18 protein-coding genes are annotated in these 23,038 nt (G+C 50.9%); 2 read left to right on the plus strand and 16 right to left on the minus strand.

The window, feature by feature from the left end:
- Positions 1-62: 62 nt before the first annotated feature.
- The 13 genes from ACKI3C_RS00310 to ACKI3C_RS00370 form a co-directional block, all read right to left on the minus strand.
- Complete coding sequence (locus ACKI3C_RS00310) at positions 63-1,508, minus strand: hypothetical protein (protein ID WP_407401007.1); 1,446 nt, start codon at positions 1,506-1,508, stop codon at positions 63-65.
- Between the two features lie 231 nt (positions 1,509-1,739).
- Positions 1,740-1,988, minus strand: coding sequence for a DNA-binding protein (locus ACKI3C_RS00315; RefSeq protein WP_407401008.1), 249 nt, complete (start codon positions 1,986-1,988; stop codon positions 1,740-1,742).
- A 20-nt stretch (positions 1,989-2,008) separates the two neighbouring features.
- Positions 2,009-2,671, minus strand: coding sequence for a phosphatase PAP2 family protein (locus ACKI3C_RS00320; protein WP_407401009.1), 663 nt, complete (start codon positions 2,669-2,671; stop codon positions 2,009-2,011).
- Positions 2,668-3,441 (minus strand): tetratricopeptide repeat protein, encoded by a 774-nt coding sequence (locus tag ACKI3C_RS00325; RefSeq protein WP_407401010.1) that lies wholly within the window; start codon positions 3,439-3,441, stop codon positions 2,668-2,670. The genes ACKI3C_RS00320 and ACKI3C_RS00325 overlap by 4 nt, the downstream gene beginning before the upstream one ends.
- A 4-nt stretch (positions 3,442-3,445) precedes the next feature.
- Complete coding sequence (locus ACKI3C_RS00330) at positions 3,446-5,257, minus strand: BatD family protein (protein ID WP_407401011.1); 1,812 nt, start codon at positions 5,255-5,257, stop codon at positions 3,446-3,448.
- A gap of 33 nt (positions 5,258-5,290) precedes the next feature.
- Positions 5,291-6,133, minus strand: a complete 843-nt coding sequence (locus tag ACKI3C_RS00335) for a tetratricopeptide repeat protein (RefSeq protein WP_407401012.1) — start codon at positions 6,131-6,133, stop codon at positions 5,291-5,293.
- Positions 6,130-7,170 carry a vWA domain-containing protein gene (locus ACKI3C_RS00340; protein WP_407401013.1) on the minus strand — a complete coding sequence of 347 codons (1,041 nt, stop codon included), beginning with the start codon at positions 7,168-7,170 and terminating at the stop codon, positions 6,130-6,132. Before ACKI3C_RS00340 ends, ACKI3C_RS00335 begins: the two co-directional genes overlap by 4 nt.
- A gap of 45 nt (positions 7,171-7,215) precedes the next feature.
- Positions 7,216-8,208: a vWA domain-containing protein gene (locus ACKI3C_RS00345; RefSeq protein WP_407401061.1), complete on the minus strand. Its 993-nt coding sequence runs from the start codon at positions 8,206-8,208 to the stop codon at positions 7,216-7,218.
- Positions 8,201-9,175, minus strand: coding sequence for a cell wall anchor protein (locus ACKI3C_RS00350; RefSeq protein WP_407401014.1), 975 nt, complete (start codon positions 9,173-9,175; stop codon positions 8,201-8,203). Before ACKI3C_RS00350 ends, ACKI3C_RS00345 begins: the two co-directional genes overlap by 8 nt.
- A 29-nt stretch (positions 9,176-9,204) precedes the next feature.
- The gene (locus ACKI3C_RS00355) at positions 9,205-10,074 is read right to left on the minus strand and encodes a DUF58 domain-containing protein (RefSeq protein WP_407401015.1); all 870 of its coding nucleotides are present in this window, start codon (positions 10,072-10,074) and stop codon (positions 9,205-9,207) included.
- Between the two features lie 12 nt (positions 10,075-10,086).
- Complete coding sequence (locus tag ACKI3C_RS00360; protein WP_407401016.1) at positions 10,087-11,082, minus strand: AAA family ATPase; 996 nt, start codon at positions 11,080-11,082, stop codon at positions 10,087-10,089.
- 229 nt (positions 11,083-11,311) lie between these two features.
- Complete coding sequence (locus tag ACKI3C_RS00365; RefSeq protein ID WP_407401017.1) at positions 11,312-12,577, minus strand: HU family DNA-binding protein; 1,266 nt, start codon at positions 12,575-12,577, stop codon at positions 11,312-11,314.
- A gap of 4 nt (positions 12,578-12,581) precedes the next feature.
- Positions 12,582-12,857: an HU family DNA-binding protein gene (locus tag ACKI3C_RS00370; protein ID WP_407401018.1), complete on the minus strand. Its 276-nt coding sequence runs from the start codon at positions 12,855-12,857 to the stop codon at positions 12,582-12,584.
- Positions 12,858-13,915: 1,058 nt separating this feature from the next.
- On the opposite strand from ACKI3C_RS00370, the gene ACKI3C_RS00375 reads away from it, so the two are divergent.
- The gene (locus ACKI3C_RS00375) at positions 13,916-15,631 is read left to right on the plus strand and encodes a glutamine--tRNA ligase/YqeY domain fusion protein (RefSeq protein WP_407401019.1); all 1,716 of its coding nucleotides are present in this window, start codon (positions 13,916-13,918) and stop codon (positions 15,629-15,631) included.
- Positions 15,632-16,233: 602 nt separating this feature from the next.
- Positions 16,234-18,429, plus strand: a complete 2,196-nt coding sequence (locus ACKI3C_RS00380; protein WP_407401020.1) for a hypothetical protein — start codon at positions 16,234-16,236, stop codon at positions 18,427-18,429.
- 233 nt (positions 18,430-18,662) lie between these two features.
- Here ACKI3C_RS00380 and fmt read toward each other — a convergent pair whose 3' ends face one another.
- The 3 genes from fmt to ACKI3C_RS00395 all read right to left on the minus strand — a co-directional run bounded on the left by fmt (position 18,663) and on the right by ACKI3C_RS00395 (position 23,028).
- A complete protein-coding gene (fmt, locus tag ACKI3C_RS00385; protein ID WP_407401021.1) occupies positions 18,663-19,625 on the minus strand; it encodes a methionyl-tRNA formyltransferase in 963 nt (320 codons plus the stop codon).
- A gap of 164 nt (positions 19,626-19,789) precedes the next feature.
- Entirely contained in the window at positions 19,790-21,610 is a 1,821-nt protein-coding gene (locus ACKI3C_RS00390) for a chloride channel protein (protein WP_407401022.1), read from the minus strand.
- Positions 21,610-23,028, minus strand: a complete 1,419-nt coding sequence (locus tag ACKI3C_RS00395; RefSeq protein WP_407401023.1) for a sugar transferase — start codon at positions 23,026-23,028, stop codon at positions 21,610-21,612. The genes ACKI3C_RS00390 and ACKI3C_RS00395 overlap by 1 nt, the downstream gene beginning before the upstream one ends.
- Between the last annotated feature and the right edge of the window lie 10 nt (positions 23,029-23,038).

A 23,038-nucleotide genomic window follows, 5' to 3' on the forward strand; every position in this document is an offset into this window, starting at 1 on the left:
TCCCCAAAATGCACCCCGCCCGTTGATATTTTAAGCAGCCATATTGTTGCACGGTAAGCAATTTACTTGCTCTCGTTGATAAACTTAAATCCGTTCCACCTCCACTTTGTGTAATGTCCGTTGTTGTGATCAATGGTGATCGTCTTGCTCTCAAATTTCACCTTGGCGTCACCTTCTACGCAACACGATCCCTGCGAGAGGTAGTGGAACTTGGCATAGGTAACATCGGGGAATACCACGGCGATGCCCACTCCGCTCTTCTTGTGAGAGGCATCATACCAGCGCTTGCACACCACAATCTGATCATACACGTCGTCAGTGAAACTGCAAATACCAGCCACTATCTGCTCTGATCCGAAATCACGCTCCCATGTAGAGCCGTCGGGGCGGGTTTCGCTCCAAGCAAATGTGGGGTCGGAGTTGTCATGGCTATCAAAGGCAGTGGTCCAAACGCAATAGTGACTGCCCTCTACCTCGCCGTAACCCAGCTCGCCTGTTACATCAAAATCGGCATGGCGATAGACGAAACCGTTGTCATCGGGGGTGCCTTCTGATACATTATATAGACCTTCGGTATAGTTCTTGCTCTCGTCGAGAGCAGGATTAGCAAGAGCGTCGGCCGAGATACCCTTGGTGTCAATCCACACATATTTGGCCGTTTTCTCCTTCAGTTCAAGTTTGTTTCCATTCTGCACAAAGTGCATGTTAGTGGTGCTTTCCTCACCGAAGCGGACCACGTAGAACTCAATGTTGCCAGTTGCCTTGTCGCGGGCAATTGTAGTGACCTCGGGTAGTCCGTACAGACCTTCATCGCCCAGCGACCAAATGCCGTACACATTTTCCTCGGGAGTAACATTGTCGCGGCGCATCTCATAACTGCACACTTCCTTGCCGTTCTCGAGCCAGGTGTAAACCACCAGGGCGTTATTGTTGTTGACAACGCCAAAGTCGGTCACAGCCAGCACGCCATTGGCACCGCGCAAGCTGGCAGCCTCGTAGCTGGCATAGACCTTGCGTCCATAGCGTTGGCGCATCTTTGTGACAAACGAAGCAGGCATTTTTTTAATTTCCTCGCCGGCCATATAACGGTTATAGGCAGGGAAAGTGTGGGTATTGATAAACTCATCATCGGCAAGCAGCACAGTGGGCTGGTTACCGTATCCGCGAAACATTGTAGAGGCCACCGAGCCGTCTTCGAGGGTGTAGATGTCGCCCTTGATAAGGTTCCACTCGGCACACCATGCGCCCTGCATAGCGCTCTCGTTGGGGAACTTGGGAGACTTGCACTCATACTTCACTCGGTTGTGGTTCTGCTTGAACACAGCCCACTTGAGCGACTGGCGTTGAGCATCTGTAAATTCTTCGCCCTCGCTTATGATAAAGCGATAGAAGCCCCTAGTGGGATGCTTGATGTAATTAGCATCACCCCACACTGCCAAACCTCTGGCATGACTCATTACGGGAAGAAGCAATGCTCCCAGGCAAAGGATAGTTAATAGATTTTTCATAACTAATTAAGTTAGAATTTTAAGTTTCACATGTTATAACCATTTAAGTTTCAGTAATTTGCTCCGACTAGCGTCCTGCCGGACGCGGTGCTTGTTGCGTTTCTTTCCCCACCGCCACTACGTTCGGTGGTGGGGGTTATTCAAGTATTGTCCTGCCAGACAACAAATTAGCAAGGTGTCCAGAAACACGTGAAACTTGAATTAAATATGTTGAAAATGACTTGCCGTTTATTACTTGCGGGCAAGGATTTCTAATGCCATGTCGAGGATTGTGGTGTCCTCAAGGGTTACAAAACCGCCATTGGGACCGGGCTCGATGTGAATGCCCATTGCACCGCCGGCATCATAGTCGGTGCCGCCAAAGTAGTTTCTTACAGTCTGTACCTCAAGGTTGAGTTTTTCAGCAATCTCATGTACCGATCCTTCGGGGAGACTGTTCTTGATTTCTCGCAATTCATTAAAAGTTAAAGTCTTTGCCATATCTTTAAAATTTTTATAGTTTATATTCCTGTTAATGCAGCCACTGCAATGACCACCATAGAAGTACCCACTGCTGCTGCCACGGTCAATGAGTCCCGTGATGAGTAAGCACAAGCACTTTCACCCAGCATGCGTGTTGCATAACGTCGCCATGCGGCATAAACCGCCATTGCAGCAGCCACGCCCACAATCATGCCGCCCACGATGTCGCCAGGATAATGCACGCCCAGATACATGCGGCTGTAGCATTGCAGGCAAGCCCATGCAAGCAGTGCGCCCATAGCCGCGCGATGAGGCATCATGAGCCCCACGAGCACTGCCACGGCAAATGCGTTGGCCGAGTGACTAGATACAAATCCATACATGCCGCCGCGGTAGTCACGCACCACATGCACAAGTCCCGCGAGCGACGGATCGTGAGTGGGACGCAAGCGCTCAACCAGCGGTTTGATAATGCTCGACGCAACCTGGTCGGCAAGCAACACGGCAACAGCCACAGCCAGTACGAAGCACAGAGTCTGTCTCCATCCCATGCGCACATTGACAACCAACACAGCCACCAGAATGAGCGCCCACGAATAGACTCTCGACACCTCCCACATGAAAGCGTCAAGATAACCGTTGTGCATGCCATTAACAGCTAGCAGCCACTGCTGGTCGAGCGATTGCAGGGTGTCTATCATATTCTTTCTATTTCCTTTGCATTTATCCAGCCACGCTTCAGGTCGGAAGTCTCAATATCGAGCCACTTGGTGCCTTGTGACACCACCGAGTCGGTGATTTCGACTTTATACCCTTCCTTTATTTCAAAGGCTACTTCACTCTTGTCCTTGGGCACGCGCGGAGCAGTGCTCACGGTTACCGGTTCCTCGCCGGTGACAATGGCAGAGTTGCGGTTCACCGCCTTGCCATGCACATAGAACGCGCACACATTAGCGACAACCGATAGCACCAGAAGCACAATGTCGCCAAAGAAACCCACCTTGCGCAGCGTCACATTCTCTGCTACTATATAGGTCGCAAGGGCAAGGATAAACAATAGGAACGACACAACTCCCAGACATGCCCATGTGTTGCTCGACAACGCGCTCACCACCGCAGCTAAGCGTGAAGTGAAGTAAGTGTCGCCGCTTTCCTCACTGATTGCAGCCTTTTCACGGCAGAACCCCAGGTTGAAGCGGGCATCGCTGTTGCCCGGATCAAGAATGAGAGCCCGTTCATAGTAAAGTATTGCGTGAGGGGTGTCCTTGAGGCGATAGTAAGTGTTTGCTATGTTGTAGCACAAGTCCGATGAGGTGCCTTGCGTCTTCTCTACTTTAAGATACAGTTCCAGCGCTTTGTTGTAGTGCTCGTTGCCGTAGGCATCATTGGCCTGCTTAATGTCGTCGGCAGCCCACGTGCATGCAACACCCACAAGCATTGCCAGCATCAGTGCATATAATCTTCTCATCATGACTTCACTTTTTTACGGGTTTAACATTCTCCAGACGGCCTATCACATCGCTAGCCTCTTGCATCACGCTATTCATGTCGCCACTGGCCAGCTCGGGAGCATACTGGGCAAACTCACACTTGTCGAGCAACGCCAGCGTAGCAGCCCGCAAGTCCTCGCCCACGCCATATTGCTCAAGCTCGGCATTGATGTTCTCCTTGTTGAGATCCTTGACCGCAATGCCCAGTTTGTCGCTGAAGTAGCCCCACATCGCCTTGAGCAGCTCGGCATAGAACTCGGTGCGGTTGCCGCTCTGGGCAAATCCGCGAGCACGCTTGAGGCGACGTTGAGCCACCTTGTTGGCACGCTTGGTGCGCATGAGGCTCACGTTGGCTCTTTCCTTGAGTTTCTTGCGATATAGCACCATGAGCACGCCCATGAGCAAGACTGGCACGATGTAGCACAGCCAGTAGCCCACGCCATCAACCCAGAACGACTGGGTGCGGGTGAGCGCCATGTCGCCTTGCTTGATGTTGCGTATGTCCATGTTCTGCATGCGGTAGTGGTTAGACGGCGTACCCTCACCCTTGCCCACAGTGAGCTTTGTTGCGGGGACGTTCACGTCCTCATATTGCCCAGTCTCGGGGTTGAAATAAGTGAACACGCTTGCAGGGATAGTGAAATCTCCGGCATACTGCGGGATAAAGGTGTACTCAATATCTACTGTGCCGTTCACATCACCGCCGGCATGAGAAGTCTTCACGTTGTTCTTCGGGTCATAAACGTCAAACTCCTTGGGGAATCCCACTGCGGGAGCCTTGATATATTTAATATTGCCTGTACCCTCGATGCAATAGTTATATACCGCCGCCTTATAGGTCTTGAGGTCGGGGTTCTTGAGGCTAGTCTTCACCGAGAACTTGCCCACGGCGCCGGTGAATGTAGCCGGACGCGGTTCGGGAAGCGGCAGCACATTGACAGTCGATTGGTTGGACTGCACCGTGAGCTGGCGTTCAACGGGTTGCGACATAGTGCCGAATGGGGTTCTGTAGTTTTCATATTGCACTACGCCCACGTCGTAGTTGCCCGAGGTAATGGTGAGCTTGCCCGACTGCTGCGGATACAGGATGCAACGCTTGAGCACAGCCACTTTGTAGTGCTGACCGTTGAGCACCTCGTCCTGGTTGAGCGCGGCTTGAGTATCGATTTCTTCAATGAGGAAGCCATCAAATGAGGGCTGCTTTGTAGCCATGAATTTAGAAATCTGATACTTGGTATAGAGTTTGATTGTGCACACCACAGCCTGTTGCTCATACACACGAGGTTTTGACATCTCGATGCGCACCATCAAGTCATTACCGCTCACGCCACGGCTTGCGTCCTGTGTGAGCGGGTCGTCAAAGCTCACACCTCCGCGTGAAGGCTGCTGCTGTGACGTGCCTCCTCCCTGACCGTTGCTTGCCACAACTTCAATATTGAGAGGACGGGTCTTCATCACATTGCCATTCACTGTGATTGACGCCGGGCCTATGGTGTATTTGCCCGGCTTGTCGGCACGGTAGAGCATTGTGTATTCCTCGCTCGACGTGCTCGACTTGTTGCCGTTGACGATATATGTGCTGTAACTTGTCGATTTACCTGGGCCGTAAAGCTTGTGTGCCCACGCAATCTCGGGTGCCTTAAATCCCTGCCCCTCGGCATTGCTGAGCACAAAAGTCACATTAAACTTGTTTCCCTGTTCCACCCGTGGCGGGGCTTGTGCCGTGAACGACACTCCGGCTGCGCCAGCGGCCAGTGTCATACAGGCAAAAAACAGAACTATAAATATCTTTTTCATGTTAAACTTCATCTATAATTGATAGACAACCATTTACCACTTGCGGCTAGTAGCACGGCGTTCACGCTCCTGCTGTTGTCCCTGCACAGCCTGCACGCGCTGCTGTGTAGCGTTTTCCTTGTCTTGCATGGTCTTGAGTATCTGCTCCATGCTTTGCTCACTCATGCCGCCTTGCTGCTGACCCTTGTTCTGGTCTTTGTTTTGATCTTTATTTTGGTCTTTGTCTTTATTTTGATCCTTGTTTTGATCCTTGTTTTGATCCTTATCTTTATTCTGGTCTTTGTTCTGGTCTTTATTCTTGTCTTGGTCTTGATCTTTGTTTTTATCCTTGTCCTGATCCTTATTTTGGTTCTTATTCTGATCCTGGTTTTGGTTATTCTTGTCCTGCTGTTGCTTTTTGAGTTGTGCCAGGCGCAAGTTTTCCCTTGTCTGATCATCATCAGGATTGCGACGCAGCGAGTTCTTATAATGCTCTATCGCTTGCGCATAATCCTCGCGGTTGTAGGCAAGGTTGCCCAGGTCATGATAAGCCATCGCCTGGATGTTCTTGTCGGGCATCTGTTTGGCTATGTTCTGCAACAGTTTCTCGGCCTCTTGTGCAGGATCGTTTTTGTCATTAGCCTTGGCAGCGGCATTTCCTTGCATCAGCAATGCAGTAGCCAGGTTAAACAATGCCATGGGCGATGACGAGTTGGCCTCAAGGGCTTTCTTATACTCCACCTCGGCCTCGGCATAGCGTTTCTCGTTGAACAGTTTATTGCCGTTGCGTATGTAATTACGTTCCTTCTTGGTAGAATTATCTTGAGCATGTGCAGGCATTGCTGCAACGCAAGCTGCAAGCATAATGACTAATCCTATTTTTATCAGCTGTTTCATTTACCTGTTTTTTTAGAGAAGAAGTTAAAGCGCTCGAGCCACGGATTCTTGCTCTCCATGAGCGCAATGAGTGCAACCATGAGCACCACAGCAATCCATGCGAAGACGGGGAACTGCTCGTCGTGCTGGGTGTAAGTAATCGTTGCAAGGTCGCTCTTCGACAATTTGTCGAGCGTGTCGTAGAGGGTTTCCACCGCATCGTTTGCGTTGCCGTCCACATAGACGCCCTTGCCTGTACGGGCAATGTCTTGCGCCATTTTCTCGTTGAGATAGGTTGTCACTACCTGTCCGGCATCGTCGGTGAGATAAGAGCCGTCGCCCATGGGAATGGGCGCGCCTGTTGCGGAACCCACACCCATCACGTTCACTTGGACACCATTTTTCTGTGCATTAGCAGCCACGCCGGTAGCATCGTCCTCAAAGTTCTCGCCATCGGTGATAACGATGATCGCTTTCTGTGACTTCTTGCTCTCTGAAAACGACTGGCAAGCGAGGTCAATCGCCGCCCCTATTGCAGTTCCCTGGCTGGGAACCATCTTGGTGTTGATGCCGTTAAGGAACAGTTTGGCTGATGACACATCACCAGTGAGCGGCATCTGCATATAGGCATTACCGGCAAACACGATGAGGCCCATCTTGTTGCCTGCGAGCTTGTCAATGAGTTTCTGCATGATGAGTTTTGAGCGCTGCAATCGGCTTATGTCCTGGCCGTTGCTGGTCGAACTGGCATTCATCGAGTTTGACACGTCCATAGCCACCATCACTTCAATGCCGTGCACCTTGGTGGTATTCTTGCTTGCTCCTGCCCTGGGACGCGCCAGGATTACCACAGTCGTGGCTATGAGCAGCAGTTCCAGCGTGAGTTTTATCCACGGTTTGTAGGGCGACACGTCGGGCATGAGCGCGCCCACTACCTGCTTGCGGCCAAAGCGTGCCAACTTGCGCTTGCGTGACTGGCGGGCGAGCAAGTGAAGCCCTGCCACCACAGGAAGCAGCAATAGCAGATAGAGATACTCCGGATTAGCAAAACTAAACATATTTTATTCTAAATATCTGACATTAATGTTGATAATCGCGACACATCACGGGATGTGACGCATCACAGTATATTCTCCCAGCACGTAGAACAGCAGCAAGCACATCAGCGCGACAGCCCACGGCATGTAGTTGTCATAGGCATGCGAGAACCGCTGCACGTCGAGGTGGGTTTTCTCCAGTTGGTCTATCTCGTCAAACACCTGCTGCAACACACCCTTGTTAGTTGCGCGGAAGTATTTGCCGCCTGTAGTCTGGGCAATCTGCTTGAGCGTTCCCTCATCTATCACCACAGGCATAGTCTGATACTGGATGCTGCCGTCAAAGCCTATCGCCACAGGGTAAGGTGCCGAACCGTTGCTGCCCACGCCTATGGTGTAAATCTTCACGCCATGCTGCTTTGCCACCTGGGCAGCAGTGAGCGGAGCCACAACGCCAGTGTTGTTGGAGCCGTCGGTGAGCAGGATGATGCTCTTGCTCTTGGCTTTGCCGTCCTTGATGCGGTTAATGGCAGTGGCTATGCCGTCGCCTATCGCTGTGCCATCCTCGAGGACTCCGATGTGAACCTGCTGGATAGAGTTCACAAGCGTCGCATTGTCCATTGTCATGGGCACTTGGGTGAAACTCTCGCCGGCAAACACAACGAAACCAATATTGTCATGCTCGCGGCCGCTCACAAACATTGTCGCAACCTCCTTGGCTGCATCTAAGCGGTTGGGCGAGAAATCCTTGGCTAGCATACTGGTAGAAACATCGAGCGCCACGATGATATCGGTACCTTCCACATCACCGGTCTCCCAGCTATCGTAAGTCTGTGGGCGGGCAAGTATCACGATGAGACAAGCCAGTGAGGCTAATTTAACGCCAAACAGCAGGTGCTTGAAATATACCTTCCACGATGTGGGCATCGAGTCGAATGGCATAGTGGTGGACATGCGCATCGTGGGATGGGCCATGCGGTTGCTATACACATACCACGCTATGAGCGGAACGAGCAGCAGCAACAGCCACAGCATTGCGGGATGAGCCAGATTAAGCATTGCCACGTCCTCCCTTCTTTCCCTTGGCGTCGGCCACCGGAAGCGGCTTGGTCGCCTCTATAAAGTTCACTGCGCGCTTGAATGCCATCTCGTTGTCATCGGCAAGTGGGCGCACGTTGGCAAACTTTACAACATCGGCCATCTCAAGTATCATGCTCAGTTGCTCGTTCACGGCACGGGTCTCGTCGTTCTTCTTGAGCGTGTCGATGATTTGCGTCGATGTCATCTCCACAGCGTTGATTTCAAAACGACGGTCGATATACACACGCAGGATATCGGTCAAGCCGGTGAAATATTCTTTTTCTTGTCCATTCTGCCACAAATTACTTTCTTTAAGCCTGTTGAGGTTAATCATCGCCTCCTCGTAGGGCGGCAGTCTCTTGCGACCCGGCATCACAAACTTGCGGCCTTTCTTGTACCACAGGAAGTAGTAGCACAAACCTCCGCCGACGAGCAGGAATGCCAGCAAGAACGCCCACCAGTAGTCAATGAGCACGTCGGGCACCCAGTCAAAAAACTTAAACGGCGGTTCTATCACGGGCTTAAAACCATGGATGTCCTGTTTCTCGTCAACTTTCACAGGCATCACTTTGAGCGTCAACGGCTTCGACATCGCAGTATCACCGTTCACGATAAACGGGATGGGCTTCACCACATACATTCCCGAGTCAAATGCCTGCAAGATGAGGTCACGGTTTATCTGTATGCGGCCGTTACCCAGGTCCACAGTGTCGGGCACGGTTTTTCCGGCAATCTCGATTGCCGAGCTCAACGTGTCGCTCTGCTCAAGCGGGAAAATGCCTATCTTGCCTTTGTCCTGCACAATCTCGAGGTGCAATGCCGTGGTCTTGCCCATGAGCAACTGCGCCGAGTCGAGCCTTGCTATGACCATTGTGTTGCCTGCCCGCATGCCGCACAGGGCACATGCCAGCATCACAACAGCAAATATTCGATTGATAAATTTCATTTAATTCGTATAAAATAGAATTCCGAAGATTATCCTCTCTTCTTAAACAGTTCCATGAGGGCCTTCACATAGTCCTCGTCGGTAGCCACGCTTGCCAAGTCCACGTTGCACCTCACCATGGTGTTGTGCATCGCCTGCTGGCGTTCATACCACCACTTGCTGTAGGCATTGCGCACCTTGCTGCTGCTAGTGTTAACCCAGCGCATCGTGCCGCGCTCGGCATCTAGCATTCGCATCAGACCCACGTCGGGCAACTGCGCGTCGCGCTTGTCATACACCTGTATCGCTATCAGGTCATGCTTGTGGTTGGCTATCGACATCGACTTGTAATAGTCGCCCTGGTCAATGAAGTCGCTCACAAGGAAAGTAGTGCAGCGTTTCTTGAGCGCACCGGTCATGAACTCCAGCGCATGGTTGATGTCGGTGCCAGTGCTCTCGGGTTCGAAACTCAACAACAGGCTGATGAGCAACAAGATGTGCTTGCGCCCCTTTTGAGGCTGGATAAATTTCTCTATCCTGTCGCTGAAGAACAGCAACCCCACCTTGTCATTGTTCTGGATAGCGCTGAATGCCAGTGTCGCTGCTATTTCGGTCATCATTTCGCGCTTGGTCGATCCCACAGCGCCAAAGTCCTTGCTGCCCGACATGTCCACGACGAGCATCACCGAGAGCTCACGCTCTTCCTCATACACCTTCACGTAGGGTTTGTTGTAGCGTGCTGTGACGTTCCAGTCGATGTCGCGCACGTCGTCACCATAGTGATACTCGCGCACCTCGCTGAAGGTCATACCACGCCCCTTGAAGGCCGAGTGGTACTCGCCGGCAAATATGTTCTGCGAAAGTCCTTTTGCCTTTATCTCAATCTTGCGGACTTTCTTAAGCAATTCGTTTCGTTCCATTTTATTGCCTTATCAGGGCACTGCAATCTTGTCAAGGATTTCGCTGATGATTTCGTCGGCGCCAATGTTATTGGCCTCGGCCTCATACGACAGGCCTATGCGGTGACGCATCACGTCGTGGCACACAGCGCGCACGTCCTCGGGAATCACATAGCCGCGGCCCTTGAGGAAGGCGTAAGCACGTGCTGCCAGCGCCATGCTGATTGATGCACGGGGCGATGCTCCGAAGCTGATCATGCCCTTGAGGTCCTTAAGCCCATATTCCTCGGGGAAACGTGTGGCAAACACGATGTCAACGATGTAGCGCTCTATTTTCTCATCTACATAGATTTTTTGCACAATCTCGCGTGTCTCCACGATGTCGCGGGGTGTTACCAGCGGGATTATGTTCTTGTGCTCGGGCGAGATGTTCATCTTGATGATGCTTGCCTCCTCGGTCTTGCTGGGGTAGCCTATCACCACCTTCATCAAGAAACGGTCCACCTGTGCCTCGGGCAGCGGATAAGTACCTTCTTGCTCAATGGGGTTCTGTGTGGCGAGCACCAGGAACGGGTCGTCGAGGCTGAATGTGCTCTCGCCTATGGTCACCTGGCGTTCCTGCATAGCCTCGAGCAATGCGCTCTGCACCTTGGCTGGTGCACGGTTAATCTCATCGGCAAGCACAAAGTTAGCAAACACGGGGCCTTTCTTCACCTCGAAGCTCTCCTTCTTGATGCTATACACCATAGTACCCACCACGTCGGCAGGCAGAAGGTCGGGGGTGAACTGGATGCGGCTGAATCGCGCGTCGATGAGCGACGCAAGGGTTTTGATGGCAAGGGTCTTTGCCAGGCCAGGGACACCTTCCAGCAGGATATGACCATTGGCCAGCAAGGCTATCAAGAGTGAGTCCACTAGGTGTTTTTGACCCACGATTGTTTGATCCATACCCTGTTTAATCATGTTCACGAAGTTGCTTTTGCTAGCAATCAAGTCGTTCAACTCTCTAATGTTGACAGTTTCGCTCATAGTTATTTTTTGTCTAGTTTTTTCTTAATTAGTGCTTTTAAGCAGGTTTTATAATTAATTATGGTGCAAAATTATCAATTTGCTGTTAATTGTGCTACAATTTTCTCGTTAATAATGTGTATTTTAAGTTAACTATGTTAAAGCACGCCACTCTTTGCGTTAAAAAAAGAAAAAAACGTTTCGCCCAACTCGTCAAGCGAAACGCATTTATACTTTATCGTGGCAATAATTACTTACCGCGGAACTTGGCAAACAGTTTCCCACTCTTCATCTGGGCCTTCTTCAAGCTCTCGGGATTCTTAGGGTCAATGCCATATTTCTCGGCGGGCGGAATCACCACCACAGTGCCTGGCGTGATGTGGTTGGGATTGTCGATAATAGCTTCGTTTTCCTCATAGATATACACCCAGAAATCGCTGTTGCCGTAATGCTTCTTTGCCATGCGTGTGAGGAACATCGTCTTCGTGCAGGTATCGGTCACCACTGCGGCAGGCTTCGGTTCCTCAACAGTTTCCACGGCAGGATGTGCCGTGTCGGCCTCGGCAATGCCTTGGCGCATCACTATCTCTGTGTTAGACATATCTTCCTCGTGCGTCACAGCCACAGTGTCGGCCGTCTCAACGGTCTTTTGAGACACCGCCATTGCATAGATGCCCCACCCTATAAGCACAAGCAGCAGCATACCCAGGGCCCCGAGCAGCACGCCACGCAGCATCGACTTGCGGGCGACCTCGCGCTTGTCGCGTTCAATTTCTTCGGCAGAATACACATCCTCATCGGCAGGTTCTTCGACCTGCTCTTCAACTTGTTCTTCGACCTGCTCTTCGACAATCGCTTGCGGTTCTTCTACGGGTTGCTCCTCTTGCGGAGCTGCCTCCTCAACGGGTTGCTCTTCTTGCGGCATGAACGGCGGCGGTGTCACCGGCATAGACGCCAGTCCATCGGGCACACTCTCTGCCGGATCTGGCAGTTCAATAGCCGGGAGTTCCGGGACCTCCGGAACCTCCGGGATCTCCGGGGTTGCCGGGAGTTCCGGGACCTCCGGAGTTTCCGGGATCTCCGGGGTTGACGGGAGTTCCGGGTCTGCCGGGATCTCCGGGGGTGACGGGATCTCCGGGGTTGACGGGTTCTCTAAATCACCTGTTATTGCGGCAAGCTGTTCATCGGTCACAGCGTCGTCGAGCACCACCGTATCAAAGTGTGAAAACGGTTCATTCAGTGCATCGGCTAGCGACTTGGCGGGAGTAAACACCAGGCGGTTGTGATGAGGTATCTCCACCTCCTGACCCGTGTTAACGCTCACGCTTTTGCGAGCCTTAACTGCCTCTACCTTAAATTGACCCAGGTTCTTGATGCGCACACTCTCGCCCTCGATGAGCGACTGCGACACCGTGGCAAACAGTTCTTTCAAGAACAGTTCGCTCATGCGTTTCGACGTGTTGGTGGCGGTCGCTACCAGCTCGATAAGTTCAGGAAAAGTAATCTTGCTGTTCATCGCTTCAACCCTTTAGTTTGCTCTTGAGCACATTACTTATTTTGAACGTCATCACCACCTTGGGCGGCACCAGCATGCGCTTGCCGTTGCCCGGATTCACCACTACCCTCTCGTTCTTCTTTTTCGGCTCAAACGTGCCGAAACTGGGTATTGCTATGCTGTCAAGTTCGCCGCAACGTGTGGCCACAACATCGGTGAACGCGTCAAGTAATTTGCTCACGTCCTCTGTGCTACGGCCCAGTTTGTCGGCTACAAGCGCCACTAGTTTCTTGTTCTCCATCTCAAGTTATGTTATTTTCAAACCACAAAGATACAATTTTTTCACGAAACTCTCTACTTCAAACCGATTTTTATACTAAAACATGCAATAACAACCCATATTTTTTAACCTTGCACACATCAATACCATCTACTTCCACTCTGGTCTTCACCCAAAACACAGTGCAAGGAGCACAATCAGTGTTTCTATAGGGCATAAAGACTGAAAGAAATTATTTTAATTTAATGGAGTATAGCATGTCAGAGTAGCTGATACTAATTAGTTGTCCGGCAGGACAATACCAGAATAACTCCCACCGCCGAACCGAGCGAAGCGAGCTCGGCAAAGTGAGCAGCGGTAAGTCGGCGAAGCCGGTGCCGCGGATAGCGAACCTTTGCCAACATTCGAAGTGGCGGTGGGGGAATAAATGCAACACGCACTGCGTCCAGTAGGACGCTAATCGGAGCAAATAGGTGAAACTCAAATGTTTTCACATGCTAAAGTTGAGAATTTAATCTTAGTCAACATCCTCTTGTTGCACAAGAGCGCTAGCAACAATATTCCTAATGATGTGGTTTCTTGACAAAAGAACATAAGGACAAAAGAATAATTTTTAGTTTATTTTTAGTCAATTTCAAGCGCAGCGCCTTTTTGTTACTGAGGCGATCTGAATAGGTGATGGCGCTACGCTTGAAATAAACTAAAAATAAACATAAAATAAAAAAAACTGTTTTCAGCAAAGCGGTGTTTTTTGGCTGTGTGAGAGAAGATAAGCCCGGGAGGGTGATGGCATGTGTTTGGGATTTTGCGGGGAGCGAAGCTCACTAGCGAAATCACAAACGCATGCCATCAATGGCGACAGCCATCTTCTCTCACACAGCGGTTTATTTTTGTTTTTGTTTTTTTTCCACCATTTTAGGCATAAAATCCTAATCCGATACTCTATGTAATCAGTAGTTTAGACTAGGGTTTAGACTAAATGAACAGAAAAACTAAAAAATCTGCCCCAATTTGTTTAATCTGTGGTCAAAAATCATTAACTTTGCAGTTTGAAAAAGAAACACTAACACATATATAATATGGCAGAAAACGTTAACAACGCTCCTGTTGAGGAGAAGAAACAACTGAATTTTGTACAGCAGCTGGTTGCCGACGACCTCGCTGCGGGTAAGAATGGCGGACGACTCAACACCCGCTTCCCGCCCGAGCCCAATGGTTACCTCCACATCGGACATGCCAAGGCCATCTGCATGGACTTTGGCGTTGCCGAGATGATGGGCGGCACCTGCAACCTGCGCTTCGACGATACTAACCCCCAGAAGGAAGATACCGAGTATGTAGAGAGTATCAAGCGCGACATACATTGGCTCGGCTATGACTGGGGCGACCGCCTGTATTATGCTAGCGACTACTTCGAGAAGCTCTACGCATTTGCCATCGACCTCATCAAGCGCGGCATGGCCTATGTTGACGACCAGAGCAGCGAGGAAATTGCCAAGCAAAAAGGCACCCCCACCACTCCCGGCACACACAGCCCCTACCGCGACCGCTCGGTTGAGGAAAACCTCGACCTCTTTGAGCGCATGAACAAGGGCGAGTTTGACGAGGGCAGCCGTGTGCTCCGTGCCAAGATCGACATGGCGTCGAGCAACATGCACTTCCGCGACCCCATCATGTACCGCATCATCAAGACACCCCACTGGCGCACCGGCGAGAAGTGGAAGGTTTATCCCATGTATGACTTCGCCCACGGCCAGAGCGACTACTTCGAGGGCGTTACCCACTCTATCTGCACCCTGGAGTTTGTTCCTCACCGTCCTCTCTACGAGTACTTCGTGAAGCTGCTCGCAGGCAACAAGGTGGAGGAATACTGCCCCCGCCAGATTGAGTTCAACCGCCTCAACCTCACCTACACCGTGATGAGCAAGCGCAAACTCCTGCAGCTCGTCAAGGAAGGTCTCGTTGCCGGTTGGGACGACCCGCGCATGCCCACCATCTGCGGTCTGCGCCGTCGCGGTTTCACTCCGCAGTCCATCAAGAACTTCCTCGATGCCATCGGCTACACCAAGTATGAGGCACTCAACGACATCAGCCTGCTCGAGCACAGCATACGCGAGGACCTCAACAAGAACGCTAACCGCGTGAGCGCAGTCCTCGACCCCGTGAAGGTGGTTATCACCAACTATCCCGAGGGCAAAGTCGAGATGCTTGAAATGGAAAACAACCCCGAGAAGCCAGAGGACGGCAAGCATCAGATGCCTTTCACCCGCGAGATTTACATCGAGCGCGAGGACTTTATGGAAGATGCTCCCAAGAAATTCTTCCGCATGACTCCCGGCAAGGAAGTGCGTCTCAAGGGTGCCTACATCGTGATGTGCGACGAGTGCGTGAAGGATGCCGAGGGCAACATCACCGAGATCCACTGCACCTACGACCCCGACACCCTGAGCGGCACCGAGGGTGGTAACCGCAAGGTGAAGGGCACCCTGCACTGGGTATCGGTAGAACATGCCGTTGATGCCGAAGTGCGCATCTACGACCGCCTGTTCTCTATCGAGAACCCCAGCGCCGAGGCCGAGCGCGACTTCCGCGAGCTACTTAACCCCGACTCGCTCAAGGTTATTACCCACGCTAAGATTGAGCCGTTCCTTGCCGAGACCGCCAAGGTCGAGGACAAGTACCAGTTCCAGCGCATAGGCTACTTCTGCGTTGACCCCGACAGCACTCCCGACCACCTCGTCTTCAATAAGACCATCGGCCTAAAGGACAGCTGGGCAAAACAACAGAACAAATAAAACTACAGATTACACTGGTTTAAACTACAGATTACTCTGATTACTCAGATTTATTATATCTCCCACAGAGGCACAGAGGCCACAGAGAGAAAAAAACAAATAATCTGAAAAATCAGTGTAATCTGTAGTTTGTTCGCTTTGTAATATGTAGTTGAAATTATTCTAATTATTTAATTTCTTTCTGTTATAATAAAAAAAATCTGCGTCATCTGCGAAATCCGCGAGAGATAGTAACTATTCAGCAATACGATTTTTTGCAGTATAGTTACAACAGATTGCTCTGATTTAACTGAATAAGAAATTATTATAATTATTTTAATTTCTTTCAGTTATTATTAAATCTGTGTTATCCGTGAGATCCGCGCGGGGAGTTCCATTGCTGAATAGTTACTCCCCCTACCGATTTTTGTTAAAGAAAGTGTATAAAACACAATAAGTAGTTAAGCGGGATGTAAATACTTGTGTATATGGATTTTTTTTACTACTTTTGTACAAGAAAATTAATAATCTAGGGAGATTAGACGCTACAATTAAACCTAGCAAGGTTTAGTATTACTGAGACAATTCAATAAATTTATTTACTTAATAATTTTTGTGTATTAATGAACAAATTCAAAACACTTTTGTTACTTACCCTGGGAGCCACAGCTCTCACCGTACAAGCAGAGGTAAACAACGCCCAGGATGTCATCGACATGCTCACTGCCAACGGAGGCCATTGCCAGGCTCTGTACTACTCAGCGTCTTATCAGCAGGATTACGGCGAATACGCCGCCACCTCCACTAACAACATGTGGATAAAGGATTCGTTCGGCAAAGCTCACTTTGTTGATGCTAAACGCACCGAGAATGTATATGGCGTTGAGTGTAAGGTTGTTACTATGGTTGATGCTTTTGGCGGCCTGTTTGATTGGGATTTCTATATCGACAACACAGATGGTCTTTACATGTTGACATGTCAATCTGCCGACCAGTCTTTCCAGGCCAAGGGTGCGGGTAATGAAAACAAGTACGTTCGTCTTCACACGATGTCAGGTGCGCCAAACGATTGGGGCGAGGAAGTTCCATATCCCGAAAGAAAAGTCTCGGAACATGATTTCTTAGGCGAGGAAGTGTTGCAGTTGTGGACAAACTTCCATGATGGCAAACATTTTGAAATTATAGGCACTCCCTCGTGGGGGCATGAGAAATTTGATGCGAGTCTGTATCTTTGTACTTATTTAGGCATGCGATGGTATTTCCTTCGTCTTGCTGTGAAAGACAAGGGTGCAGATGGTATTATTGGCACTGCTGATGACACTGAGGATTACCACTATGACTTCTACTTGGCTGAGTTCCGTCACTATAATCCCAACACAATCGTCAACGATACTCACAACGGTGACACTCGCTCGTATGCTGCAATTGCCGATTATGAGAACCAGGCCGACGGTACAACTAAATTCTGGGTGCACAACTTCTCAGGATTCGGTCCTTGCTACACTCAGGAGCTGGGTACAGAGACAGATGCCGAGCTTGACGCGATGCTTGCAGGCACCGGCCTTACTCAGCTGAGCCGCGGTTATGGCGAGGGTAAGGTTGCCGAGATTCATCCCATGACAGGTTACATGGGCGGTGACAACAAGATTCTTATCAAGCGCAGTGATAACCCTGCTGGCTTCACTCACTACCACCGTGCCTACGAGGCAGTGAAGAACGTTGAGGGCGTGACTACTGCACAGATTGAGGCAAACAAGTTCAACCCTGCCATCACCACATGGCACGACTGCCGCATCGCAGGCTTGGTTGAGGGCAAGTTCGAGCGCGACGACGCTGGCAACATTATCCCCGAGAGCATCACAGCACTCAAGGATGAGGTAACTGGCACATGGACCGAAAGCCGCCGCCACCACCACATGAATAACGGTGTGGCATCAGATGCTACCAACCCCTGGGTAACCGATGGAGGAACTTGCCGCACAGTGAGCACTAAGCACCTCAAGATTGATCCCTACGTTTATTGCACCGACGAGCAGCTTGCCGATGGCATGAACCCCAATAGCGGCAAGAGCGGCCACGACCTGTATGACTACAACGACGACTACAAGCGCGGCGGCATCTATGAGCTCATCGACATTGAAACAACCGACAATGCCGAGGACATCACTCTCGACCTTGCTATTAATAACAGCAATGGTGAGATTGTAAAAAATATGCAGAAAGTCATAAAAACGGATGACCAAAATAATGTCATATCAGAACACGTGGCTGTTCCTGTTGAATTCACAGTTAACGATAATGACCAGTATGTTGACCACTACGAACTGTGCATCCACGAGTGCAACGGTATCCACGATGTAACTGTGGCTAGCGACGAGGCTTTTGCCAATGCAGACAGCCCTCTCAACGAGGCTATGAATGATCTCGTTTGCACTTACACTCTCGAGAAGGACAACTACTCGTCTGCTCTCCGCGATACCGATGGTCCAAAACTCTACAAGGCTTACGTTGAGTCAGGCGAATATGATAAAGTAACTGGTGCCCCCATCTACACCAAAGTCCCCAACTTTGACCTGCCCAAGGGTCGCGAATATGTGACTATGACAATCTTTGTCAAGGCAGTTTATACCGAGGAGTCGGGCCTCGCACCCACCTACCACAGCCTGCAAAATGTTCACGTCAAGCACGACACCATCGTCACAGGCATCGACGACATCAACGTTGAGAGCGTGAAGACAAGCAAGGTGCTCGAGAACGGCCAGGTATTTATCATCAAGAACGGCGTTAAGTACAACACAATGGGCCAGAGAGTGAAATAACCCCTCTCCCCTATCACAACCATAACCAAGGGCAAGCCTCACACCACAGGCTTGCCCTTTTTTAATTTATACTATTGTTGTCTGGTAAAAAAAGAAAATATTTTTATTTTGATTTTTTACCGGACAACAATATGTTTTTTTATCTCCCACTAAGGCACAGAGGCCACAGAGAGAAAAATTTTCATCTGCGTAATCTGCGAGAGATATTGGTGTAATAAGTTCGCTGTATCAGACTATTTACATCTGTGATTGAGGGTAAAACCTCGCATGAAGGCATCGGCCTCCATGCGTTTTTTGCCGGCTAGCTGAAGCTGCTTTATTTCCAGCCAACCGTCGGCACACGCCACTCGCATAGTCTTGCCATCGGCCTTGATTGTGCCTGGGATGAGATCCTGGGCAGGCTCGGGTTCGCCGGTCTCATATATCTTGATCACGCTCTCTGTACCCTTGTCATCGACCAGCGTGGTCCACGCAGCAGGATAGGGCGAGAGACCGCGTGTGTGGTTATAGACCTCCTCGGCAGTGCGCGTCCAGTCGATGCGGCATGTCTCTTTGAAAATCTTGGGGGCAGGAGTGGGTTGCTCGCCAGCAGTGAGCATCTGGTCTTGCGGAATAGCCTTCACCTCGCCTGCCACGATAGAATCTACCGTGTTAAGCACCATGCCAGCACCCAGCGTCATGAGACGGTCATAGACCACGCCCACATTGTCCTGGCGGCCAATCTCGATGCTGCGCTGTTCAATCACGTCACCAGTGTCTATCTCGTGTTTAAGGAAGAAAGTGGTCACACCCGTAACCTTGTCGCCGTTCATCACCGCCCAGTTAATGGGCGCTGCGCCACGGTATTTGGGCAGCAGCGACGCGTGCAGGTTGAACGTGCCCATGGGTGGCATGCCCCACACCACCTCGGGCAGCATGCGGAATGCAATCACGATGAACAGATGGGCATCGAGCGAGCGCAGTTCATCGACAAACGCTTCGTCTTTGAGCTTGACAGGCTGCATCACATGCAACCCCTGCGACACTGCATACTGCTTGACGTCGCTCTCAAGCAGGTGACGGCCACGACCGGCAGGCTTGTCGGGAACTGTGACAACACCCACCACATTATAATCATTCTCCACAAGTGCCTTGAGACTCTCAACGGCAAACTCGGGAGTACCGAAGAATACTATCCTTAAATCTTTCTTTTCCATAATTTCTTTTACGATACGCCAGCATAGCTGGCTACGATACGCTTCACTTCGTTCGCTACTATAATTGTCTCTTTTATCCTTTAATCCTTAATCTTTAATCTTTAATCTTTAATCATTAATCTTTAATCATTAATCTTAAAATCTTAAAGGGCGCCAGCCCGTTCTTAATCATAAGAGTAATGCTTCAATACCTGGCGGTAGGAGTTGAAAATCTTGGACTTCGACACAAATCCCACGTATTTTCCGTCTTCGACCACGGGAAGGTTCCATGCGCCGGTGTCGTCAAATGTCTTCATCACCTGCTCCATGCTTGTGCCTAGCTCAAGTTTGGCGGGAGGTATAGCCATGAAACGGCTCACATACATGCGACGGTAGAGGTCGGGGCGGAACATGATGTTGCGTATGTCGTCGAGCTGCACCACGCCCACAAGCACTCCCTTGTCGTCAATCACGGGGAACAGGTTGCGATGGCTCTGCGAGATGGCATCAACCATGTCTTTGAGGCTCATGTCGGGCTTCACGCTCACAAAGTCGGTCTCAATGACGCTGTCCATCTTGAGCAGGGTGAGCACGCTGCGGTCCTTCTGGTGCGTGAGCAACTCACCGCGCTGCGCAAGGCGACGAGTATAGATGCCATAGGGTGTGAAGATGCGGCAAGTGCCGTAGGACACCACCGACACGATGAGCAACGGCAAGAACAGCGAGTAGCCTCCTGTCATCTCGGCTGTGAGGAAGATAGCCATGAGCGGCGCATGCATCACGCCTGCCATCACGCCAGCCATGCCCATGAGCGCAAAGTTCTTGGTAGACAGCGGCAAGTCACCCATCCACCCCAGGGTATTGAACAGATAGGCAAAGAAGAAACCTGCCATGCAGCCCACATAGAGCGACGGAGCGAACGTACCGCCCACACCACCGCCGCCATTGGTAGCGCTAGTGGCAAACGCTTTCATCGCTCCCAGCATGAAGATGAACAACAGCACGAACCACACGTTGCCGCTGCTGCCCACAAACATGCTATTGTCGAGCAACATGCTGGCTTCGCCCTTGAGCAAGTGGTTGATGGCACCGTATCCCTCGCCATAGAGCGGCGGGAACACGAAGATGAGCGTGCTCAAGACCAGTGCGCCCAGAATGTAACGGTAACGCGGTTTCTTGATGCGGCCGAATATGCCTTCCATCATCTCAATGGCCTTGCTGAAGTAGAGCGACACAAAACCGCAAAATATGCCCAGCAATATCACATAAGGAATGCGGCTGGTGAAGAACGGGGCATCCTGCGTGAACAGGAATTCCACGTTATAACCTGTGAATATATATGACACTGTGGCACCCGTTACCGATGCTATGATGAGCGGCATCGCCGACCCTGCCGTGAGGTCAAGCATGAGCACCTCTATGGTGAACAGCAGTCCGGCAATGGGGGCTTTGAAGATGCCCGCAATACCTGCCGCAGCACCGCACCCCACCAGCAGCATGAGCGTGTGGGGCGACAGACGGAACTGCTGGCCCAGGTTAGAACCAATGGCAGCTCCTGTGAACACAATGGGACCCTCGGCTCCCACCGATCCGCCGAAACCTATCGTCATCGACGAGGCAACCAGCGACGCATACATATTGTGTATTTTGAGTCGGCTCTTCTTGAGCGCGATGGCATAGAGCACACGAGTCACACCGTGCGAAATATTGTCGCGCACCATGTAGCGCACATAGAGCGCTGCAAGCAGAATACCCACAAGCGGGAAAATGAGATACTGGAAATGAATCTCGGTCCACTGTGTCGAAGCCTCGACCAGACCAGCCATCCATCCAATGAGGAACTTGAGCAACACCGCAGCAAGTCCCGATGCTATGCCCACGATCAAAGCGAGGATTACCACGAAGGTGCGTTCCTCGATGTGAGCTTCACGCCAGGCAAGCAACCGCATGAACCATTCGTGCGACGGTCCATAAGTGCGCTTTTTCTTACTTGTGAATTCTTCCATTACATACCACGTCCGGTCAATACAATCTTCACCGTATAGACCATAATCTTAAAATCATTTAGCATCGACATGTTCTCAAGGTAGAGCAAGTCATAGTTGAGGCGTTCGAGCATCTCTTCCAAATTCTGCGCATATCCAAACTTTACCATACCCAGCGAGGTTATGCCTGGTCGCACTTGTCGCAACAGGGCGTAGGATGGCACTCGCTTGATAATCTGGTCGATGTAGAACTGTCGCTCGGGGCGCGGTCCCACTATCGACATGTCGCCACGCAGCACATTCCAGAACTGCGGCAACTCGTCGATGCGATACTTGCGCAAGAACACGCCCAGGCGCGTGATGCGCGGATCGTCTTCACGCGACAGTTGCGGGATGCCCTCGGCCTCGGCATCGCACACCATAGTGCGGAATTTAATTATCTTGAAGGGTTTGTTGTGGTAGCCCACACGTTCCTGCATGTAGAACACCGGTCCCTTGGAGTCTAGCTTGACCATCAACGCCACGATGGCATAGACAGGCAGCAGAATCAGCACCACGATAGCCGACACCACGATGTCGAGCAACCGTTTCATGTTTTTCTCGCCCTCGCTCATGTTGCCTCTTGACACATCGACAAGCGGGTCTCCCACCATGTCGCTGATGCGCACCTGCGACAGCAGGAGGTTCATGCTGCCAGGGGTGACCTTGATGGGCAGGTTCAGGGCAAACAGGCTGTTGATGGTGTTGAGCACAGTCTCGCTATCCTTGCGCGTGGGCACAACGATAAGTTCCTGAATTCCACACTTTTCACACACACGCTCCATATCATCAAGTTCATAGCAAGGCAGTTGCACGTCCTTCACATCGTTCTCGTGCGGAATGCTCACGAACCCCATGATCTCGTAGCCCAGAGAGTTTTTCATTGAGTTGAGCTTTGAAGCAAACGCCACAGCGGCTGCACCGCGCCCCACAATGAGGGTCTTGAAACTCCACTGGCGGCGCTTGATGCGATGAGACGTGACTGTCGTGATGCACATGCGCACCGAATAGACGCATGCAAAGATAACCACAATGAGCAACAGTATCATCTCATAGTTTTGCAGGCGATGCCACACCACATCGTTGATGAGTGCCAGGAAAAATATCAAGAACGCATTAACCACCGAGCACCACAACGTGTTGAAAAACTCATGCAGTCGCGACTTGCGGAACACCTCGTTGTAGTAGCCCGACAGGTAATTGACAGCCATCATGATAATAGGGAACACAACCTGTCCCACGACCACCATGCGTGCCGACAAGAAGTTTTCCAACGAGTGGTATGTTCCTGAATGCACACCCATGTAATATCGCAAGCAGTTACAGGCAAGCCATGCGATGTTGCTCATCACAAAGTCACCTGCAAGATATTTCATGCGTTGTATTCTCTCACTAATCATGTTTTTACGA

Origin of the sequence: Sodaliphilus sp. (genome assembly GCF_045598405.1) — a bacterium.
Lineage (GTDB): Bacteria > Bacteroidota > Bacteroidia > Bacteroidales > Muribaculaceae > Sodaliphilus > Sodaliphilus limicaballi.

Excerpts from the sequence above, each read along its gene's own strand:
- ACKI3C_RS00310 (WP_407401007.1), bottom strand. The coding sequence starts at position 1,508 with ATGAAAAATCTATTAACTATCCTTTGCCTGGGAGCATTGCTTCTTCCC.
- ACKI3C_RS00315 (WP_407401008.1), bottom strand. The coding sequence starts at position 1,988 with ATGGCAAAGACTTTAACTTTTAATGAATTGCGAGAAATCAAGAACAGT.
- ACKI3C_RS00320 (WP_407401009.1), bottom strand. The coding sequence starts at position 2,671 with ATGATAGACACCCTGCAATCGCTCGACCAGCAGTGGCTGCTAGCTGTT.
- ACKI3C_RS00325 (WP_407401010.1), bottom strand. The coding sequence starts at position 3,441 with ATGATGAGAAGATTATATGCACTGATGCTGGCAATGCTTGTGGGTGTT.
- ACKI3C_RS00330 (WP_407401011.1), bottom strand. The coding sequence starts at position 5,257 with ATGAAAAAGATATTTATAGTTCTGTTTTTTGCCTGTATGACACTGGCC.
- ACKI3C_RS00335 (WP_407401012.1), bottom strand. The coding sequence starts at position 6,133 with ATGAAACAGCTGATAAAAATAGGATTAGTCATTATGCTTGCAGCTTGC.
- ACKI3C_RS00340 (WP_407401013.1), bottom strand. The coding sequence starts at position 7,170 with ATGTTTAGTTTTGCTAATCCGGAGTATCTCTATCTGCTATTGCTGCTT.
- ACKI3C_RS00345 (WP_407401061.1), bottom strand. The coding sequence starts at position 8,208 with ATGCTTAATCTGGCTCATCCCGCAATGCTGTGGCTGTTGCTGCTGCTC.
- ACKI3C_RS00350 (WP_407401014.1), bottom strand. The coding sequence starts at position 9,175 with ATGAAATTTATCAATCGAATATTTGCTGTTGTGATGCTGGCATGTGCC.
- ACKI3C_RS00355 (WP_407401015.1), bottom strand. The coding sequence starts at position 10,074 with ATGGAACGAAACGAATTGCTTAAGAAAGTCCGCAAGATTGAGATAAAG.
- ACKI3C_RS00360 (WP_407401016.1), bottom strand. The coding sequence starts at position 11,082 with ATGAGCGAAACTGTCAACATTAGAGAGTTGAACGACTTGATTGCTAGC.
- ACKI3C_RS00365 (WP_407401017.1), bottom strand. The coding sequence starts at position 12,577 with ATGAACAGCAAGATTACTTTTCCTGAACTTATCGAGCTGGTAGCGACC.
- ACKI3C_RS00370 (WP_407401018.1), bottom strand. The coding sequence starts at position 12,857 with ATGGAGAACAAGAAACTAGTGGCGCTTGTAGCCGACAAACTGGGCCGT.
- ACKI3C_RS00375 (WP_407401019.1), top strand. The coding sequence starts at position 13,916 with ATGGCAGAAAACGTTAACAACGCTCCTGTTGAGGAGAAGAAACAACTG.
- ACKI3C_RS00380 (WP_407401020.1), top strand. The coding sequence starts at position 16,234 with ATGAACAAATTCAAAACACTTTTGTTACTTACCCTGGGAGCCACAGCT.
- fmt (WP_407401021.1), bottom strand. The coding sequence starts at position 19,625 with ATGGAAAAGAAAGATTTAAGGATAGTATTCTTCGGTACTCCCGAGTTT.
- ACKI3C_RS00390 (WP_407401022.1), bottom strand. The coding sequence starts at position 21,610 with ATGGAAGAATTCACAAGTAAGAAAAAGCGCACTTATGGACCGTCGCAC.
- ACKI3C_RS00395 (WP_407401023.1), bottom strand. The coding sequence starts at position 23,028 with ATGATTAGTGAGAGAATACAACGCATGAAATATCTTGCAGGTGACTTT.